The sequence below is a fragment of the Alcanivorax xiamenensis genome (assembly GCF_009846745.1).
Classification (GTDB): domain Bacteria; phylum Pseudomonadota; class Gammaproteobacteria; order Pseudomonadales; family Alcanivoracaceae; genus Alloalcanivorax; species Alloalcanivorax xiamenensis.
The window spans coordinates 47,087-65,932 of sequence record NZ_AQPF01000020.1; the positions used below are offsets into that span (position 1 = coordinate 47,087).

Consider the following 18,846-nt stretch of genomic DNA (forward strand, 5'->3'; position numbering starts at 1 on the left):
TTGCTCTCCCGAATCAAAGTCTGAGTTGTTGTTCTCACGCCGCTTTTGAATCATGGCCTGGCACCGAATGAGGGCGGTCCGACCTGCTCGGGCAGCAATCGATAGGCATCGCGTACCCAATCGCAGAGCAAGGCACGGCTGTCACGGGGGTCGATAAGGTCCTGGGCGCCAAAGTGCTCCGCGGTACGGAACGGCGACGAAACCGCCTTCAGCTCCGCGGCGATCTCGGCGATGGTGGCGGCCGGATCGTCGCTGGCTTCGATCTGCGCGCGGAACGCGGCCTCGATGCCTCCCTGGACCGGCAGCGACCCCCAGTCACCCGACGGCCATGACCAACTGCGGCTGGCGCGGTGACGATTGATGATGCCGGCACCGCCAACGCCGTAGACACGGCGCAGAATGATCTCGGCCTGCGGTACCCGCGCCTGATAGACGGCGGCGATGGCCCGCGCTCCCGCGCGGATAGTGGCACGGCGTTCCGCCACCGAACCGATGGTCATGCCGGCCTGGTCGGTGAGACTGACGATTGGCAGATGGAAAGTCTCGCACAGGTCCACCAGACGACCCACCGCCTGTGCGCCTTCCACCGACATGGTGGCGCCCCGCATCGGATCCGACGCGATCACGCCCACCGGATGACCGTCAAGGCGCGCCAGGGCGGTGACGATACCGTCCCCGTACTCGGCGTAGGTGAACACGGATCCAGCGTCGAAGATGGCCTCCAGAATCGGCCCGATGGCGTACGGGTGCCTCGGATTGCGCGGGATCGCGCTCAGCAGCGCGCTTTCCTGGCGCGCCGCCGGATCCAGCGACGACACCACCGGCGGAAGCTCGAAGGCGCTGCCGGGCAAATATCCCAGGAACGTCCGGATCACCGCGAAGGCAGTGGCCTCATCGGGCACGATGCGTTCCACCGAGCCGGTACCGCGGTGTATGTCGGCACCGCCCAGTTCCTCCTTGGTCAGGTCCTCACCGGTACCGCCACGCACCACCGGCGGCCCCGCGGTGAACAGCTGCCCCAACCCCTCGACCATCACGGCCAGATGCGACATCACCAGACGCGCCGCTCCCAGCCCGACCGTCGGGCCGAGGCAAGCCGCCACCACCGGCACCAGGGAGAGGTTGTCCACCACCGCGTCCCAGGCCGGGTTGACCGGGATATAAGTGAAGCCGTTCTCCCGTGCCGTCTTGACGCTGCCGCCGCCACTGGCGCCATCGAGTAGACGCACCACCGGCAAACGCATCTCGCGCGCGTAGCGCTCGGCATAGATCTGTTTATCGTGGATCGCGGCATCGCCAGACCCACCACGCACGGTGAAGTCGTCCACGCCCAGCACTATCTTGCGGCCTTCCACCGTGGCCGTCCCGGCGACGAAGTTGGCCGGCAGGATGCGCTCGGCGCGACCGTCCACATAGTCCACAAAACCGGTCAGGGCGCCGATTTCGCGGAAACTGTCCGGATCCGCCAGCGCGGTGACACGCTCCCGTGCGGTCAACTTGCCCGCCACCCGTTGCCGCTCGACCTTGGCCTCTCCCCCCATGGCCTCGGCGAGTTGGCGGCGGCGCACGATTTCCGCCACTTCCGCCGACCAGTCTTCCACCACCGTTTCGGCAACCGGCGCCCCGCTATGCTCCACCGGGCTGCCATAAACAAGCACATCCCCTTCGTCGACAAAGTCACCGGCCGCCGCGACGACGCCGTCGATACGCATGGACTCCGTCGCGCGGATCACGTGCTCCATCTTCATCGCCTCGACCACCAGAAGCGGCGCGCCCGCCGGCACCACATCACCCGGCGCCACGTCCATCTTCAACAGCACCCCACCCAGGGTTGAACGAACCGAACAGGCGCCATCCGGTACCTGAGGATGGAGAATGTCGCGCCGTTCCTGCCCGATTGCCGCCACCGGAGCCCCCCTTCCCGGTCGGCGGTGGGAGAGTAGCGCCGGCAAATTCTGATCCAGATAGCCGGTATCGAACCGTCCCCGCACGAAGTCCGGCTCGGTGACGATCCCGTGGACCAGATCCAGATTGGTGGGCACCCCCTCGATCCCGAACTCCGCCAGGGCCGCCGCCGTCCGCCGGGCAGCGGTGACGAAATCATCACCGTGACCGATGACTTTGGCGATCAGGGAGTCATATCGGGGGCTCACCCGGTAGCCCGCGTAGCCATAGGTGTCCACGCGCAATCCGGGTCCGGAAGGCAACGCGAAACCGTGGATGACCCCGCTGCCCGGGCGGGGCGAGCCATCGACGTCGAGGGTTTCGAGATTAACCCGGGCCTGAACCGCGAACCCTCTGGGCAGCGGCGGCTCGGCCAGGCCGATATCCGGCAGCCGCGCCCCGTTCGCGATACGCAGCTGGGTCGCCACCAGGTTCACTCCGGTGACCTGCTCGGTGACGGTATGTTCCACCTGCAGGCGCGGGTTGGCCTCCATGAAGAACACCTCATCGCCGTCGACAAGGAATTCAAAGGTTCCCAGTCCGCGATAGTTCAAGGCCCTGGCAAGCTGCAATGCCGCGGCGACGATGCGGTCGCGCTGGTCGGCCTCCAGCGCCGGACTCGGGGCGATTTCGATGAGTTTCTGATGGCGGCGCTGGATACTGCAGTCGCGCTCGCCCAGATGCTGGACGCTGACGCCGTCGCCCACCACCTGAATCTCGATATGTCGGGGATTACGGGCCAGACGTTCCACATACAGCGCATCATCGCCGAAAGCCTGTGCGGCCTCGGAGCGGCATCGTTCGAACGCGGCGGGCAATTCAGCACGATCGGTAACCGCGCGCATGCCACGCCCGCCGCCCCCGGACAGGGCTTTGATCATCACCGCTCCGTGCTCACTGGCGAATGCTTCCGCCTCGGCCAGCGTGGTGGCGCCAGTGGTGCCAGGCATGACGGCGACGCCCTGCTCCATGGCGAAGGCCCTTGCCCGTGCCTTGTCCCCGAGCATCGCCAGGGTATCCGCGCTCGGGCCTATGAACACCACTCCGGCCTCGGCACAGCGGTGGGCGAAATCCGCATTCTCGCTGAGAAATCCGTAGCCCGGATGAATCGCGCCGCAACCGGATGAGAGCGCGGCTTCGATCAGGGCACTGGCATTCAGATAAGCGGCCACCCCGGTTCCCGCGAGCACGACCGCCTCATCAGCGCGATGAACATGCAAGGCGTCTTTGTCGTCCTCCGGAAACACCGCGACGGCCCGCCCTCCCATCTCATGAATCGCCCGGATAATGCGGACGGCGATCTCTCCACGATTGGCGACCAGCACACTGATCGCACCCTGGTCTTTGGTCTCGGCCATGAGCACCTCTTTATTGTTGACATTAGTGTCAACGAACTATGCTGGCCGACCATTTAATGCGTCAAGGCCTTTTACGTTTTTCAGGATTGCCCCACCCGCCTGCGCCGGTTGGCCAAAACCATGTGCTCTTCCCGCGTATCGGACCGGTTCCGCCGTGTACAACGTCCCGTCCCTGGCGTTACATCTTTACCTTCAAGCTCTTAGAGCCTGTTTACGATCTTTACGCCGCCGCGCCGGAGTTCCCTTCTCTCCTGGTGGAAAGTGTCGTCAGGCCGTGATTTCGATTGTGCTATGTAGTCCGTCTACATGAACAAGTGTAATCGCGGCCTGGCGGAAAAATACCCGGAGGGCACAGGGGGGGGCCGGCCCATCGGGTTGCGCTGAAAAAGCCGCCAGACGACGCCCCGGCCTTTGCCTTTGGCCCCACAGCCTGCAGTCCGTGACGCCCTCTGGCGGCTTTTCCTGCAGCAACGCGGTGGTGTAAAGATCGTGAACAGGCTCTTAGCCCCGACCTTCACCGCGGCCCCGAAGCCGCCGGACAACAGGAACCCGGATCATGAAAAAAGTGATCGCCGAATCGCTGTCATCCATCACCGACTATCAACTGATCGAAACCGAGCGGCCCAGCCCCGGCGAGGGGGAGATTCTGATAGGCGTGGCCGCCTGCGGGCTCGGCTACGTGGATTCTCTGGTCGCCCTGGGCCGCTACCAGGTAAAACCCGCGCTACCGCACACACCTGGCCGCGAAGTAGCGGGCCGGATCCTGGCAGTGGGCGCCGGTATCGAGGCCCCGCGGGTGGGAGAACGGGTGATGGCCACCGTCAACGGCGGCCTGGCTGAGTACGCTCTGGCCCCGGCAGCGGAAGTCCGACCTATACCGGACGCCATGACGTTCGCCGAAGCCGCCGGCTTTCGCGTCAACTACCTGACCGCGCTGCACGGGCTGGTCGACCGGGCCCAGTTGCAGCCCGGGGAAACCGTGGTGGTGTTTGGCGCCGCTGGCGGTCTTGGCGCCGCCGGCGTGCAGGTGGCCAAACGGCTCGGCGCTCGTGTGGTGGCGGTGGCGTCTTCCAGGGAAAAACGGGCGTTCTGCCAGAAACTGGGTGCCGATCAGGTGTTGGATAGTGAGCCGGATGGCTGGCGGGAGCGGCTGCGGGCCGCCTGCGGCGGCACGGCACCGGACGTGGTATTCGATCCGGTGTGCGGTCCGTTATTCGAACCGGCGTTCCGTTCTCTTCATTGGCGTGGACGCCATCTGATCCTCGGATTCACCGGTGGGCCGATCCCCTCACTCAGGGTGAATCTGCCACTGATGAAAGGGGCGGGCCTGATCGGCGTGGATGTCAGACAGTTCCTGGAAAAGGAGCGGGCGCGAGGCCATCAGCACCTGGCTCGGTTGCTGAGCTGGGTGATGGAAGGTGATCTGAAACCACCGGTCGGCCGCGTCTTCCCGCTAGACGCCTTCATGGAGGCATTGGAGTTCGCTCTGAGCGGCGCCGGGTTGGGTAAAACCGTGGTCGCCATCGCTGACCCGTAAACACCTTTGGCCACCGGACGGGGTGGCCCTTCTTTCCCAATGTCTTATCTCAAAAATCGCATTATATTTCATAATGCATATTATAAATCAATAACCAAGCCCGGCCTTACCTCTTGCCCCTGTCGATTCATGCATTATAGTACATGTCAGTGTACTGGCTGTACCTAGCACCGAATCGATAACCACAACAATCTCGACAGCAAGGGAGAGAAGCCGACATGACACAAGCCAAGGCTATGCGCGAGCCCGCCGCCGAGCCCCTGCCCCGCCATTTCAACGCCGCCGAACACTTCATTGACCGTCACCTGAAAGAAGGCCGTGCCGGAAACCTGGCGATCATCGACCGCGACGGTGAAATGACCTACGCACGCCTCGCCGAACGAGTAGCTCGGGCGGCCGCCATGTATCATGCCCTGGGGCTGCGCCAGGAAGACCGGGTGGCTCTCGCCATGTCCGACAGCGCTGACTATCTGGCCTGTTTCTGGGGCGGCCTGAAAGCCGGAGTGGTGCCGGTCTGTCTGAACACACTGCTCACCCCGACCCAATACCGTTACATCCTTGGCGACTGCCGTGCCCAGGTATTGATCGTGGAGCAGTCCCTTTATGCCCAATTCGCTGAGTTGATCCCGGCGCTGCCCAACCTTGAAAAAGTAATCGTGGTGAATGGCCGGGAGGCGAATCACGACACTCTGACGGAACTGCTCGACAGCGCTTCACCGGAGAGCCACTGGGCCGGGACCACCTGCGACGATATCGCTTTCTGGCTCTATTCCTCCGGTTCCACCGGCAATCCCAAGGGTGTCCCTCATCGTCACGCCAGTCTGTACTGGACCGCCGAGTTGTACGGCAAGGGCGTACTGGGTATTCAGCCCCATGACCGTATTTTTTCCATCGCCAAACTGTTCTTCGCCTACGGTTTGGGTAATGGCATGACGTTTCCACTTTCGGTGGGCGCCACCACCATCCTCTACGATGGCCGCCCGACCCCGGCCGCGGCACTGGAGATCATGGAACGGCACCAGCCGACGATCTTCTGCGGCGTGCCAACGTTGTACGCGGCACTGCTGGCCGATCCCCAACTGGCCCGACACCCCGGCTCCAAAGCTTTGCGCCGCAGCATTTCCGCTGGTGAGGCGCTGCCCAAAGAGACTGGCGAACGCTGGGAAAAGCGTTTCGGCTCCCCCATTCTCGACGGCGTCGGTTCCACCGAGATGCTGCACATCTATCTGACCAATCAGCCCGGTGATGTGCATTACGGTTGCTCCGGCCGTGCCGTACCCGGCTATCAAGTGAAACTGGTGGACGAAAGCGGCAACGACATCGAAGCGGCCAACCAGATCGGCGAAATGCTGGTGAACGGCCCGAGCGCCGCCAGCGGGTATTGGAATCAGCGTGATAAAAGTCTGCGCACCTTCGTTGGCGAATGGACCTGTACCGGCGACAAGTACTATCGCGACGAACAGGGCCGCTATCATTACTGCGGGCGCGGCGACGACATGTTCAAGTCCGGCGGCAACTGGGTGTCTCCGTTCGAGGTGGAATCCACGTTGATGCAACACGAAGGTGTCATGGAAGCGGCGGTGGTGGCGCGCAGTGACGACACCGAAAATCTCAAACCGGCGGCGTATGTGGTCTTGAAAACAACCATCGACGACGAGGAAGCCTTTGCCAGGGAACTGCAGGACTTCGTGCGCTCGCGCATCGAGCTGTGGAAATACCCACGCTGGGTGTACTTCGTCGACGAGTTACCCAAAACCGCCACCGGCAAGATCCAGCGCTTCAAACTGCGAAACCGGGAACAGGTGCCGGCATGACCCTCGAATCTTTAGCAGTCAAAGGCACACGGTTGGAAGCGGCGTGGTTCGGCCCGCCGCCGGATCAGGCCGCTACTCTGGTGCTGCTCCACGAAGGACTGGGTTGCGTGGCGCTGTGGAAAGCATTTCCCCAGCATCTGGCGGAATTGACCGGATGTGGCGTGCTGGCTTACAGCCGTGCCGGCTATGGCGCTTCCGACCCGGTCACTCTGCCCCGCCCATTGAGCTACATGCACGAAGAAGCCCGCGAGATTCTGCCCCGGGTACTCGACGCCGCCAACGTGCAGCGGGCGGTGCTGGTCGGACACAGCGACGGCGCCTCCATCGCCCTGATCAATGCCGCGACGGTGGTCGATCCGCGAGTACGCGGCCTGGTTCTGATAGCGCCCCATGTTTTTACCGAACCGATCGGCCTCGACAGCATCCGTGGCGCCCGCGAAGCCTATCAAAGCGGCCCTTTGCGCGAACGGCTGGCCCGCTATCACCGACATGTTGATGTGGCGTTTCGGGGCTGGAACGAGGCCTGGCTGGATCCGGATTTCGCCACCTGGAATCTGCGGGGGTTCATACCCGGCATCCACTGCCCTTCCCTGCTGCTCCAGGGGCGCCAGGACCAGTACGGCACCCACAAGCAGCTGGATGCTATAGAGGCCGATTGCTCCGGGCCCTGCCGGGTGGTCTGGCTGGATCACTGCGGCCATTCCCCTCATCGCGAGCAGCCCGAGGCCACCTTGGAAACGATCCGGCATTTCGTGACCGATCTTGGCCTGACCGGCTTCCCGCCAACCTGAACCAGGAACTATAAGTCATTTTCTCTTGCCACTTTCGGAATTTTAATTCACTATAATTTCAAATAGTGCACTATAATTCAGAATCCAGTCTGATGAGCGGCTCTCCCCGAAGACAACAAGCTCCCTGGAACGCGCCACCCACAACAACCGAAGAGGCAGCGAAATGATTGACTTCCGGACCTCCCCTGACCAGTACCGGCACTGGCGACTGACCATCGACGGCCCCATCGCCCGGGTGACCATGGCGGTGAATGAAAACGCCGGCCTGTTCGACGGCTATCAGTTAAAGATGAATTCCTATGACCTGGGCGTGGACATCGAACTCAACGACCTTGTCCAACGCCTGCGTTTCGAGCATCCGGAAGTCAAAGCCGTGGTACTGGCTTCCGCCAACGAAAAAATCTTCTGCGCTGGCGCCAACATCCGCATGCTCGGCGGCGCCAGCCATGGCCATAAAGTGAACTTCTGCAAGTTCACCAACGAAACCCGCAATGCCATCGAGGAAGCCAGCGCCGAATCCGGTCAGACCTGGATGTGCGCGGTGAACGGCACCGCCGCCGGCGGCGGCTATGAGCTGGCACTGGCCACCGACCATATTGTGCTGATCGACGACGGCACCACCACGGTGTCGCTGCCGGAAGTTTCTCTGCTCGCGGTATTGCCAGGCACCGGCGGTCTGACCCGTGTCACCGACAAGCGCAAGGTACGCCGGGACCGGGCCGATATCTTTTGCAGCATGGAAGACGGTGTTCGCGGTCAGCGCGCGCTCGACTGGCGACTGGTGGACGAATTGGCGCCGGCCTCGCAATTCGATCAGGCGGTCACAGCCCGCGCTCAGGAGCTCGCGCAGCGTTCCGACCGCCCGGACAACGCCAGTGGCGTGCGCTTTTCACCGCTGGATCGGGAAATCAGCGAGCACAGCATCCATTACCGCCATCTCACCGTGGAGTTGGATAACAGCCGGCGCACCGCGACTCTGATTGTGCATGGTCCGCAACAGGACGCCCCCACTTCCGTCGCGGATGCCCAGGCTCAAGGCGACCGTTTCTGGCCGCTGGCGCTGGCCCGCGACCTGGACGATGCCATTTTGCATCTGCGCCTCAATCAGCCGGAGATGGGCACCTGGCTGATAAAGAGTCAGGGCGATGGCCCTCGTATCGCCGCTTATGAATGCCTGTTGGAGCAGGAGCACTGGTTGATGCGTGAAATCCGCCTGTTCTGGAAACGCACACTCAAGCGTCTTGATGTGACTTCCCGCACCCTGTTCGCCCTGGTGGAACCGGGAAGCTGCTTCAGCGGTTTGCTCGCCGAACTGGTGTTCTGCGCCGATCGCAGCTTCATGCTCGACGGCCAATGGGAAGGGGATGACACTCCGCCAGCGGCGCTGTGCCTCAGTGCCATGAACTTCGGCGCCTTGCCAATGAGCAACGGTCTGACCCGGCTGGCAACCCGTTTCCACGGTGAACCGCACAGCGTGGATCAGGCCCGTGAGCTACAAGGGCAGCCACTGGATGCCATGAACGCCCTGCGGAGCGGCCTGATCACCGAAGCCTACGATGACATCGACTGGGACGAGGAACTGCGGCTGCTGATCGAGGAACGGTCCAGTTTCTCCCCCGACGCCCTGATCGGCATGGAAGCGAACCTGCGCTTTGCCGGCCCGGAAACCATGGAAACCCGCATTTTCGGGCGCTTAACCGCGTGGCAGAACTGGATATTCCAACGCCCCAACGCGGTCGGCCAGCAAGGCGCCCTGCAGCTATACGGCAGCGGCTCTCGTCCCACCTACAACTTCGAGAGGATTTAACCCATGAGCGCCTTGAAACAGGAAGTGAACTACGACGATCTGATTCCCAACAATGTCAATCTTTCCGAGGACCGCCGCCTGCGCAAAGCGCTGGAGGCCTGGCACCCCGGTTTTATCGACTGGTGGAAAGACATGGGGCCTGATGGTTTCCAGGACACGCCAGTGTATCTGCGCACCGCCGTCGGCGTGGACCCCAAAGGCTGGGCGGAATTCGGCTACGTGAACATGCCGGAGTACCGCTGGGGCATTCTGCTCGCGCCAGCCGAGGAAGGCCGCACTATTCCTTTCGGCAAACACAAGGGCGAACCGGTGTGGCAGGAAGTGCCGGGCGAGTACCGCGCCATGCTGCGCCGCCTTGTTGTCATCCAAGGCGACACCGAGCCGGCTTCGGTGGAGCAGCAACGCCACCTTGGCAAGACCGCCCCATCCTTGTACGACCTCCGCAATCTCTTCCAGGTGAATGTGGAAGAAGGCCGCCATTTGTGGGCCATGGTTTATCTGTTGCACAAATACTTCGGCAAGGACGGACGCGAGGAAGCGGAGAACCTGCTCAAACGCACTTCCGGCGACAAGGACAAGCCGCGTATGCTCGGCGCCTTCAACGAAGAAACACCGGATTGGTTGTCGTTCTTCATGTTCACGTTCTTCACCGACCGCGACGGCAAGATGCAGCTGGAATCCCTGGCGCAATCCGGCTTCGATCCACTCTCACGCACCTGCCGGTTCATGCTCACCGAGGAAGCCCATCATATGTTCGTGGGGGAATCCGGTATTTCCCGCGTCATCCAGCGCACCTGCGAAGCCATGAACGAGGCCGGCATCACCAACCCCGCCGATGAGGAAGCGGTGCGCAAGCTCGGCGTGATGGACCTGCCGATGATTCAGCGTAAGATGAATTTTCACCTCGCCGTGACGCTGGATTTGTTCGGCAATGAGGTTTCCACCAACGCCGCCTCCGCCTATGAAGCCGGCATTAAGGGCCGCTATCAGGAAACTCGCATCGACGATGATCACCAACTGCACAACGACACCTACGCGGTGCTCAAGGTGGTCGACGGTGAACTGAAGATGGTGGAAGAAACGGCGCTCAACGCTATCAATGCGCGGCTGCGCGATGACTACGTCAAGGACGCCGAGGGCGGCGTCAAGCGTTGGAACAAGCTGATCAAGAAAGCCGGCTTTGATTATGAACTGACATTGCCGCACATCGCGTTCAACCGTCAGATCGGCGAGTTCAGCGGTCTGTTCGTTTCTCCCGGTGGCGAAGTGATCGACCAGGCAACTTTCGAAGCCAATCGCGATGCCTGGTTGCCCACCGCGTCGGATCTGACCTACCTGGATTCCCTGATGGTGCCGGTTACCGAGCCCGGCCAGTACGCCGGCTGGATCGCACCGCCGAAGGTCGGTATTGATAACAAACCCGGGGATTTCGAATACGTGCGCCTGGCCGGCTGATTTTGCCGCTCCGCGGGCGCGGCGGTGCCCGCGGCAAGAGCGAGAGGACTCATCATGAGCTTGTTGCGACAACACCTCATCGATCCGGAAATTTGCATCCGCTGCAACACCTGCGAGGAAACCTGCCCGATCGATGCGGTCACTCACAACGAAGACAACTATGTGGTGGATGCGGAAAAGTGCAACTACTGCATGGACTGTATTGCCCCCTGCCCCACCGGCGCCATCGACAACTGGAGGCTGGTCAATGAACCTTTTACCACCGAGCAGCAGTTCGGCTGGGACGAGCTTCCGGAAGAAAACGCCGACGCGTTGAGCGACAGCGAGGCGCCCGACGAGGACGACGAAGTCCGCGAACTGTTGACCCTGGCCCACGCCGGCGTGCGTGCGCGGGCTCCGGATTCCGCCGGCAAGCCGATGCTCAACATGTTCACCCGTTCCACCCCCGCCCGTGCCAGGGTGGTGGGCAACTACCGCATCACCGCCGAAGGCACTGAATCCGACATTCGTCATATCGTGCTGGATTTTGGCGCCACTGCCTTTCCGGTACTGGAAGGACAAAGCGTGGGCATTTTGCCACCAGGCCATACCGGGACCGGTAAGCCGCACAAAATGCGACTGTATTCCGTCGCCAGTCCCCGCGACGGCGAACGTCCCAACCACAACAATCTATCGCTGACGGTCAAGCGAGTGGAGGGCGGCGTGGCCTCCAACTTTATCTGTGATTTGAACAAAGGGGATGAGGTGGACGTGGTGGGCCCGTTCGGTGACAGCTTTTTGATGCCCGAACACCCGGACGCCAACATCATCATGATCTGTACCGGCACCGGATCAGCGCCCTTCCGCGCCATGACCGAGCGCCGGCGCCGCAGGCAACCGGATGCCAACGGACGGCTGGTGCTGTTCTTCGGCGCCCGTACTCCCAATGAGCTGCCTTATTTCGGCCCTCTCGGCAAGTTACCGGACAGCCTTATTCACAAGGAGCTGGTGTTTTCCCGGCTACCCGATGCGGCCAAGGAATATGTCCAGCACCGGATGAGCGCACGCAGCGGCCTGCTCGGGGAACTGCTCGGCGACAGCCATACCCATATCTACATCTGCGGCTTGAAAGGCATGGAGGAAGGTGTTGAGGAATCGCTCCATGTGATCGCGGAAAAACACGGCCTCGACTGGCCCGAGTTACGCGACGACATGGTCCGTCTCGGGCGCTATCACGTGGAGACCTATTAGGACGGGCCCCTGCCGGGTCCGGGCAAACTCTGTCATTACAAAAAAAACGGCGGGACAGGCCCGCCAGGAGAGAAAAAATGAAACTCGCACGCATACGCAAGCACACCCGCCACCTGATGACCGCCATGGGGCTGCTCTTCCTGGCGGCGTTCCAGCCCCTGATGGCGCAGCAAAACCGGGAAGATCAGGCGACACCGGTGAGACTCGGACTGATGCTGCCCTACTCTGGCACCTACGCACCCCTGGGCGAATCTATCACCAACGGTCTGAAGCTGGCGATCAAACAAAATGGTGATCAACTGGGAGGGCGCCCGGTGGAATACGTTGTCCTCGACAGCGAAGCCGATGCCTCCAAGGCACCGCAAAACATGAGCCGCCTGGTCAAGGGCGACAAGGTCGACGTGGTCATCGGTCCGGTGCATTCTGGCGTGGCCATGGGTATGTTGAAAGTGGCGAAGCAGACCGGCGCCATCATGATCATCCCCAACGCCGGCCTGGGCGCGGCCACCGGGCAACTGTGCATGCCCAACGTGTTCCGCACCTCTTTCTCCATGTGGCAGGACAGCTACCCCATGGGCAAGGTGGCCTATGATCGTGGCTACCGCAAAGTCGTGACCATCACCTGGAATTACGCCGGTGGCAAGGAAGACATCGCCGGCTTCGAGGAATCCTTCACCAAAGCCGGTGGCGAGATCGTCAAACAGATTCTCGTGCCGTTTCCGGAAACACAGTTTCAGCCCTATCTGACCGACATAGCCAGCATCAAACCGGACGCGGTCTACACTTTCTTCGCCGGTGCCGGCGCGGTCCGTTTTGTTCGCGACTACGCCAAACTGGGTTTGAAGGACAGCGTGCCGTTGCTGGGTTCAGGGTTTCTCACCGACGGCAATCTGGACGCCCAGGGTGAAGCCGCCGAGGGTATCCTTACCACTCTGCACTATGCCGATGGTCTCGATTCGGAAGTGGATCGTGCCTTCCGCGAAGCGTATGGCAAAACCTATGAACGCAAGCTCGACACCTACGCCGTACAAGGCTACGACGCCGGCATGATGCTGGCTCAAGCGCTGGACCAGACTCAAGGTAACAGCGCCGACCGGGACGCGCTGATCTCGGCGCTGGCCGGTGTCAAACTGAACAGCCCGCGCGGGCCGGTGGCCTTCTCCAAGGCTCACCACCCGATTCAGAACATCTATCTCCGCCAGGTCAAGGAGGGACGCAATCAGGTCATCGATGTGGCCAGCCGGGCTTTGGAAGATCCAGCCCGTGGCTGCCGCCTGTAGACCGATCAGGCGACCCGCGAAGGCGCGGCGCGCCCCTGCCGGGCAACCGACCCGAGGAGAATGTTCATGGATCCCGTATTCATCGCCATACAGCTGCTCAACGGCCTGCAATACGGCCTGCTGCTGTTCCTGATCGCCAGCGGACTCACACTGATTTTTGGCATCATGGGTATCATCAATCTTGCCCACGGGGCCATGTACATGATTGGTGCCTATCTGGCCTATGACCTGACGCTGCGCACCGGCAGCTTCTGGCTCGCCCTGCTGCTGGCCGTGCCGATCGCCGTGGTGTTGGGACTGGTGATCGAGCGGCTGTTTCTCGGCACGCTGTATCGACGCGATCATCTTTACCAGGTGCTGCTGACTTTCGGGCTGATCCTGGTGCTCAACGAGGCCCAGCGCATCATCTGGGGCAACGACGTGCAAAGCGTGGCGGTTCCTCCCTCTCTCAGCGGCAACATAACTCTCACCGATAATCTGCAGTACCCGGTTTACCGGTTGTTCGTCGGCAGCGTGTGTTTGCTGATGGCCGGCGGTATTTATTGGGTTATCCGCCATACCCGTCTGGGTATCGTCATCCGTGCCGGTGCCGCCAACCGGGATATGGTGGAGGGGCTCGGCATCGATGTGCGCACCCTGTTCACGCTGATATTCAGTATCGGAGTGGGACTGGCCGCGTTCGCCGGCATGCTCTCCGCACCCATGACATCCTTGTATCCGGGCATGGGGGACAACGTGCTGATCACCTGCTTCGTCATTGTCGTGATCGGCGGCATCGGTTCCATCAAGGGCGCCTTCCTGGGCTCCCTGCTGATCGGACAGGCCGCGACCTTCGGCCCGGTGCTACTTCCCGCTCTCGCCAGCGTCATCATCTATCTGATCATGGCAGCCGTGCTCATTATCAAGCCGCGCGGGCTGTTCGCCTGAGGAGAAATCCATGCTTCATCGCTACCCCAAGCGCGTACCGATCATGATGCTCACGCTGACCGCTATTCTGGTGCTATACCCTCTTTGGGGGGCGGCACTGATCGGTGATGGCAGCGAATTCTTCCTGGAGAAACTCACTCTGATGTTGATTCTCGGGCTGTTCGCCATGAGCCTGGATTTGCTGGTTGGCGTGATTGGTCTTGTCAGTCTGGGACATGCGTTGTTCTTTGGTCTGGCCGGTTACACCCTGGCAATGGCCAGCCCATCCTACAGCGCCGCTTCGCTGTGGTGGATGATGCCACTGGTGATGCTGGTGAGTGCCTTGTCCGCTCTGGTGATTGGCGCACTGGTGCTACGTACCCGGGGCATTTTCTTCATCATGACCACTCTGGCTTTCGGCCAGATGCTCTACTACCTGGTCAGTGACGCCAGCTTCACCGGCGGCAGCGACGGCCTCTTCATAATGTTCAAGCCCACTCTGGCCATCGGTGACCTGACGCTCATCGATCTCGAAAATCCACTGCATTTTTTTTATTTTGTCATGGGCGTGACCCTGCTTGCCTATTTGTTTCTGCACTGGCTGATACGCTCCTACTTTGGCCAGGTGCTCGACGGTATCCATGACAACGAACATCGAATGCAGGCCCTTGGCTATGCCACCTACGGCTACAAGCTGGCCGCGTTCGTCATCTCCGGGGTACTGGCCGGCGTCGCCGGCATGCTGGCGGCGATGCAGTATGGCTTCGCCAACCCGGCGCAGCTGGGTTGGCATCTTTCCGGCGAGGTGCTGATGATGGTCATCCTGGGTGGCATGGGCACGCTGTTCGGTCCGCTACTCGGGGCTTTCGCCTACGAGCTGTTGCATTACGCCTTCGAGCATTTAACCGTCTATTGGCAGTTACTGATGGGGTTGACGATCATCCTTATCGTGTTGGTGCTACCGAAAGGCCTGGCCGGTCTCATTCTCGATCCGCCTCGCTTTCGACTGCCCGGTGCCGGCATGAAGGGGCTGTTCAGATCCGGTCCCGCCGCTTTATTCAAAGCACGTCTGGGCCCTGCCCTGCCTCACGAACACGACGAGGGCCGCCATTATGAATAGCGCATTGTTATCCACCCGGGGACTGACCTGCCGGTTCGGCGGTCTGACGGCGGTGGACCGGGTCGACTTTGACGTCCGGCCCGGCCAGGTCCATGCCATCCTCGGCCCCAATGGCGCGGGTAAGAGCACGCTGATCAATTTGCTCTCCGGGGAGCTGCGTCCCAGTGAAGGGGAAATCCACTATCGGCAACGCCCGATTCACGGCCTGCCGGCTCACCGTGTCGCCCGCCTGGGTATCGGCCGCAGTCATCAGAAAACCAATATTTTTCCCCGCTTGAGTTGCCTCGAAAACTGCCGGCTCGCCGCCCGTATCCATCTCGGCGGCGTCATCGCCAGCTGGCGCTCTCGCGCCACCGCGCGGCAAGTCGATGAGCGCGCGGAGCAGGCCCTGGCAACCTGCCAGCTCTCCCATCGTGCCGCGACACCCGCAAACGCCATGAGCTATGGCGAGCAACGTCAATTGCAAATCGCCATGGTGCTGGCCACGGCGCCCACTTTGATGCTGCTCGACGAACCCCTGGCCGGCATGGGCCGCGAGGAAACCGCCCGGGTTACCGAGCTGCTTGGCGCCTTGCGTGGTGATTACACCCTGGTGCTGATCGAACACGACATGGACTCCGTCTTTGCGCTGGCGGAACGGATCACCGTCATGGTCGATGGTCGCGTTCTTGAAACCGGGACCACGGACACCATTCGTGGCAGTTCAAAGGTTCGGGACGTCTATCTGGGCAGACATCAACAGGAGGAGGCATGAATACCTTCAACGCGTCACTTTCGCCTCCACAAACGGCTCAGCCGTTGATCGACGCCCGCGATCTGCATGCCTACTATGGTCAGAGCCATGTCCTGCATGGCGTCGATCTTCATTTAATGCCCGCTGAAACGCTCAGCCTGATGGGACGCAACGGCATGGGCAAGACCACAACCCTGAAGGCGCTGCTTGGCTTTGTTACCCCCAGGCAGGGCAGCGTCCGGATCCTCGGAAAACCGACCCGCAAGTGCCGGCCCTGGCAGGTGGTACGCCGGGGCATCGGCTATGTGCCGGAAGGGCGCGGCATCTTCCCGGGTATCAATGTGCATGAGCATTTGATCATGGCGGCGCGTCCCGATGCCGAGGGCCGCTCACCCTGGACACTGGAGCGCGTCCTGGATACTTTTCCACGTCTGGCGCAGCGGCTCCAGCATGACGGCGCCCTGCTCTCCGGCGGCGAACAGCAGATGCTCTCCATTGGACGGGCGCTGATGACCAACCCCCGGATCATGATTCTCGACGAAGCCACCGAGGGCCTAGCGCCACTGATTCGTGATGAGATATGGAGAATCCTCGGCGAGATCAAAGCCTCCGGCATCGCCAGCATCATCGTCGACAAGAACATTGACAACCTGCTGACCATCGCCGACCGGCATCTGGTCCTGGTAAAGGGATCCGTGGTTTTTGACGGCGACAGCGCGGAAATCAGCCGGGATACCAGCCTACTCGACACCCACCTCGGCATGGGATAATGCCTCCCAACAGCCCCGGTCGAGGCCATCGCCGGTACGCTCAGGGAAACGGAGACGAGCATGCACCCTGCCAACGATCAGAATGAAAGCAACGGGCCAGACTATATGGTGACCATTGGAGACCGGGTGCGCGCCATTCGCGCCCGGCGGGGCATGGCGCGCAAGGAACTGTCGTCCCAGTCGGACATCTCCGAGCGCTACCTGGCGCAAATCGAAGGGGGCAAGGCCAATATTTCAATCATGCTGCTGCAACGCCTTGCCGCCGCCATGGGCGTGCCAGTGCAGGACATCCTCCCGCAACCGGAACAGCAGCAGGTCCTTCCGCCGCCTTTGCGGGATCTTCTTGATCGACTTTCCCCAGCTCAACTGGATGAAGCGTACCAGCTGTTGGTCCGGCATTTTGATGTGAACAAGGGGCAACACCGCGGCGTGGCACTGATCGGCCTGCGCGGTGGCGGCAAAAGCCGGTTGGGTCAGATGCTTGGAGAGCGGCTAAACGTGCCTTATATCCGGCTCAATGGCCTGATCGAACAACTGGCCGGCATGGACATCGGCGAGATCATGGCGCTTGGCGGGCAGCCCGCCTACCGACGCTTTGAACGGGAAGCGCTGGAGTACGTGATCGAACAGGATCCCCTTTCGGTGGTGGAAGCCGGCGGCAGTCTGGTGTCCGAAGCGGAGACGTTCCAACGTCTGCTGAGCCGCTTCCATACCGTCTGGATCAAGGCCTCCCCGGAAGAACACATGCAACGTGTTATCGACCAGGGGGACACGCGGCCAATGCAGGGCCATACCCATGCCATGGACGACCTCAAACGAATCCTGGTGGAACGCGACGCTGACTACCGCCGCGCCGACGCCGTGCTCGATACCTCGCACCGGAGCGTCGAGGACAGCTTCGCCGAGCTGCTGAGCATGACCCGCCCGTATTTGACCGGTCCCACGGCGGTCAATCAGTAACCGGTCCGCGCCGGCCCACGGCGCTATCCATGCTATCATCACGCCCTGTGTTTATCGGCTTTTCCCAATCACCAAAGCGGGCGAATAAAAACCATGGCGGCCTCTTATCAGCTGCAAACACTGACACGTGCCCTGGACGTCCTGGAGCTGCTGGAACGGACATCGGAACCGCTCTCTCTGACCGAAGTGGTCGCCGCCATGGGCGAAGCCACGACCATCGTATACCGGATTCTGCAAACCCTGGAGGCACGCGGCTACGTCTACCGCCGCCCCCAGGACAAGCGATACAGCTACACCGGGCGTTCCGGTGGGGCCGGCTCTATATCCCGGGCCGTGGATTTACTGCAAGCGGCGGCGGATAATCTGCCGGGGGACGCATCCACCGAACAGCTCTCCCGGCAGGCCGGGTTGGATCCACGCATCGCGCTCGAAATTCTGACACCGCTGGCCGACAAGGGGCTGATCGAGCAGAACCTCGACAACGAACAATGGCGCCTCTCCCCTTCCGTCATGCAATTGGCCCGGCACTTTCTCAACAATGATGATGTGCTGGTACGCATCCGCCCTCTGATGGAACGACTGCACGCCGAGACCAGGGAGACCGTTTCCCTGTTTCATCGTGCCGGTAACAAGCAGATCGTCACTTCGGTATTACCCAGCCCGCACCCGGTCCGCTACGCTCTGGAAACAGGCAGCGCCTTTCCCCTCTATCTGGGCGCGGCGGGAAAGGCCATTCTGGCCTTTCTGCCCGAGGCCGAGATGGAAACCCTGATCCGCAATCCCACCATGACGGCATTAACCGCCCATCAGCCCAAGGTCAGCGCCCTGCGCAAGGAGCTGAAAGGTATTCGCCAGCAGGGCTTCGCCATCTCCAATGGCGAACGTGTGGAGGGCGCCAGCGCGGTGGCCGTGCCCATCCACGACGGAAGCGGCTACCCGGATACCGTCCTGGGGCTGATGATGCCCAGTTTCCGGACATCCGACGAACAGTTGCGTCAGTTTGGCGTACGCTTACAGGAGGAACTCGGTGCCTTGTTTCCCGCATAAAATAATCCACAACCCGCCGATTGGCGGGGCGGGACAATATGAGTAGCTCGGAGAGAGTTGGATCTGGTGCGGGTAGCCGGACTCGAACCGGCAC

Annotated in this window: 14 protein-coding genes; 13 read left to right on the forward strand and 1 reads right to left on the reverse strand. The window is 61.6% G+C overall.

Features of this window, described 5'->3' with window-relative positions; all coding sequences use genetic code 11:
* Window positions 1–50: 50 nt before the first annotated feature.
* Window positions 51–3,302, reverse strand: coding sequence for a carboxyl transferase domain-containing protein (locus tag A6D6_RS12850; protein WP_159660945.1), 3,252 nt, complete (start codon window positions 3,300–3,302; stop codon window positions 51–53).
* 556 nt (window positions 3,303–3,858) lie between these two features.
* Here A6D6_RS12850 and A6D6_RS12855 point away from each other — a divergent pair.
* From A6D6_RS12855 to A6D6_RS12915, 13 genes are all read left to right on the forward strand, one after another.
* Complete coding sequence (locus A6D6_RS12855; RefSeq protein ID WP_159660946.1) at window positions 3,859–4,839, forward strand: NADPH:quinone oxidoreductase family protein; 981 nt, start codon at window positions 3,859–3,861, stop codon at window positions 4,837–4,839.
* 218 nt (window positions 4,840–5,057) lie between these two features.
* Window positions 5,058–6,653, forward strand: coding sequence for a benzoate-CoA ligase family protein (locus A6D6_RS12860; RefSeq protein WP_201303782.1), 1,596 nt, complete (start codon window positions 5,058–5,060; stop codon window positions 6,651–6,653).
* On the forward strand, window positions 6,650–7,444 hold the full coding sequence (locus tag A6D6_RS12865) for an alpha/beta fold hydrolase (RefSeq protein ID WP_133490746.1): 795 nt from the start codon (window positions 6,650–6,652) through the stop codon (window positions 7,442–7,444). Before A6D6_RS12860 ends, A6D6_RS12865 begins: the two co-directional genes overlap by 4 nt.
* Window positions 7,445–7,607: 163 nt before the next feature.
* On the forward strand, window positions 7,608–9,251 hold the full coding sequence (boxC, locus tag A6D6_RS12870) for a 2,3-epoxybenzoyl-CoA dihydrolase (protein ID WP_159660947.1): 1,644 nt from the start codon (window positions 7,608–7,610) through the stop codon (window positions 9,249–9,251).
* 3 nt (window positions 9,252–9,254) lie between these two features.
* On the forward strand, window positions 9,255–10,706 hold the full coding sequence (boxB, locus tag A6D6_RS12875; protein WP_159660948.1) for a benzoyl-CoA 2,3-epoxidase subunit BoxB: 1,452 nt from the start codon (window positions 9,255–9,257) through the stop codon (window positions 10,704–10,706).
* A 54-nt stretch (window positions 10,707–10,760) separates the two neighbouring features.
* Window positions 10,761–11,936, forward strand: a complete 1,176-nt coding sequence (gene boxA, locus A6D6_RS12880; RefSeq protein WP_133490743.1) for a benzoyl-CoA 2,3-epoxidase subunit BoxA — start codon at window positions 10,761–10,763, stop codon at window positions 11,934–11,936.
* A 77-nt stretch (window positions 11,937–12,013) separates the two neighbouring features.
* Complete coding sequence (locus A6D6_RS12885) at window positions 12,014–13,216, forward strand: ABC transporter substrate-binding protein (RefSeq protein WP_159660949.1); 1,203 nt, start codon at window positions 12,014–12,016, stop codon at window positions 13,214–13,216.
* Window positions 13,217–13,282: 66 nt separating this feature from the next.
* Window positions 13,283–14,143, forward strand: coding sequence for a branched-chain amino acid ABC transporter permease (locus tag A6D6_RS12890; protein ID WP_133490741.1), 861 nt, complete (start codon window positions 13,283–13,285; stop codon window positions 14,141–14,143).
* 10 nt (window positions 14,144–14,153) lie between these two features.
* Window positions 14,154–15,242, forward strand: coding sequence for a branched-chain amino acid ABC transporter permease (locus A6D6_RS12895; RefSeq protein ID WP_133490740.1), 1,089 nt, complete (start codon window positions 14,154–14,156; stop codon window positions 15,240–15,242).
* A complete protein-coding gene (locus A6D6_RS12900; protein WP_133490739.1) occupies window positions 15,235–15,996 on the forward strand; it encodes an ABC transporter ATP-binding protein in 762 nt (253 codons plus the stop codon). Before A6D6_RS12895 ends, A6D6_RS12900 begins: the two co-directional genes overlap by 8 nt.
* The gene (locus A6D6_RS12905) at window positions 15,993–16,745 is read left to right on the forward strand and encodes an ABC transporter ATP-binding protein (protein WP_133490738.1); all 753 of its coding nucleotides are present in this window, start codon (window positions 15,993–15,995) and stop codon (window positions 16,743–16,745) included. The genes A6D6_RS12900 and A6D6_RS12905 overlap by 4 nt, the downstream gene beginning before the upstream one ends.
* 60 nt (window positions 16,746–16,805) lie before the next feature.
* Complete coding sequence (locus tag A6D6_RS12910) at window positions 16,806–17,705, forward strand: helix-turn-helix transcriptional regulator (protein ID WP_159660950.1); 900 nt, start codon at window positions 16,806–16,808, stop codon at window positions 17,703–17,705.
* Window positions 17,706–17,798: 93 nt separating this feature from the next.
* Window positions 17,799–18,752 carry an IclR family transcriptional regulator domain-containing protein gene (locus tag A6D6_RS12915; RefSeq protein ID WP_133490736.1) on the forward strand — a complete coding sequence of 318 codons (954 nt, stop codon included), beginning with the start codon at window positions 17,799–17,801 and terminating at the stop codon, window positions 18,750–18,752.
* Window positions 18,753–18,846 lie beyond the last annotated feature (94 nt).

Bases quoted from the DNA above. Each gene is read 5' to 3' on its own strand.
- boxA (WP_133490743.1), top strand. From the start codon at position 10,761: ATGAGCTTGTTGCGACAACACCTCATCGATCCGGAAATTTGCATCCGC.
- A6D6_RS12910 (WP_159660950.1), top strand. From the start codon at position 16,806: ATGCACCCTGCCAACGATCAGAATGAAAGCAACGGGCCAGACTATATG.
- A6D6_RS12850 (WP_159660945.1), bottom strand. From the start codon at position 3,302: ATGGCCGAGACCAAAGACCAGGGTGCGATCAGTGTGCTGGTCGCCAAT.
- A6D6_RS12860 (WP_201303782.1), top strand. From the start codon at position 5,058: ATGACACAAGCCAAGGCTATGCGCGAGCCCGCCGCCGAGCCCCTGCCC.
- A6D6_RS12890 (WP_133490741.1), top strand. From the start codon at position 13,283: ATGGATCCCGTATTCATCGCCATACAGCTGCTCAACGGCCTGCAATAC.
- A6D6_RS12900 (WP_133490739.1), top strand. From the start codon at position 15,235: ATGAATAGCGCATTGTTATCCACCCGGGGACTGACCTGCCGGTTCGGC.
- A6D6_RS12865 (WP_133490746.1), top strand. From the start codon at position 6,650: ATGACCCTCGAATCTTTAGCAGTCAAAGGCACACGGTTGGAAGCGGCG.
- A6D6_RS12855 (WP_159660946.1), top strand. From the start codon at position 3,859: ATGAAAAAAGTGATCGCCGAATCGCTGTCATCCATCACCGACTATCAA.
- A6D6_RS12915 (WP_133490736.1), top strand. From the start codon at position 17,799: ATGGCGGCCTCTTATCAGCTGCAAACACTGACACGTGCCCTGGACGTC.
- A6D6_RS12885 (WP_159660949.1), top strand. From the start codon at position 12,014: ATGAAACTCGCACGCATACGCAAGCACACCCGCCACCTGATGACCGCC.
- boxC (WP_159660947.1), top strand. From the start codon at position 7,608: ATGATTGACTTCCGGACCTCCCCTGACCAGTACCGGCACTGGCGACTG.
- A6D6_RS12905 (WP_133490738.1), top strand. From the start codon at position 15,993: ATGAATACCTTCAACGCGTCACTTTCGCCTCCACAAACGGCTCAGCCG.
- boxB (WP_159660948.1), top strand. From the start codon at position 9,255: ATGAGCGCCTTGAAACAGGAAGTGAACTACGACGATCTGATTCCCAAC.
- A6D6_RS12895 (WP_133490740.1), top strand. From the start codon at position 14,154: ATGCTTCATCGCTACCCCAAGCGCGTACCGATCATGATGCTCACGCTG.